Genomic DNA, 322 nt, shown 5'->3' on the forward strand with positions numbered 1-322 from the left:
CCAACGGGCCGGCGTGAGAGAGAACTGCGCGGCATGGCGCATCGCGATCAATTCGCCGAACCCCGATGCCTCCGTTTCCATCATGCCCTCGAAGCCTGGCATGGCGCGGTTCAGGCCGCCTTCGATGCGGCCCAGCGTGCGCAACCAATGCGCGGTCTGCGCCAGCGACACCTGTACATGCCAACTGCCGCCCTCGGTGGCCTGGCGCGCCAGCGCCACCTGTGCGCCGAACGCCATCAGGTAGCCCGAGGCGTGATCCAGGATCTGCATCGGCAGCGCCCTGGGCGCGTCCTGGCCAGCGGCCTCGGCCTCGGCATGGTTG

1 protein-coding gene is annotated in these 322 nt (G+C 69.3%); it reads right to left on the reverse strand.

The features are described from left to right. Positions 1 to 322, reverse strand: a 322-nt coding sequence (locus tag R0J88_RS19310) for a CoA transferase (RefSeq protein ID WP_410900778.1), incomplete at both ends; no start/stop codon positions are given.

Source organism: Pseudoalteromonas sp. SIMBA_162 (genome assembly GCF_046535955.1).
Taxonomy (GTDB): domain Bacteria; phylum Pseudomonadota; class Gammaproteobacteria; order Enterobacterales; family Alteromonadaceae; genus Pseudoalteromonas; species Pseudoalteromonas marina.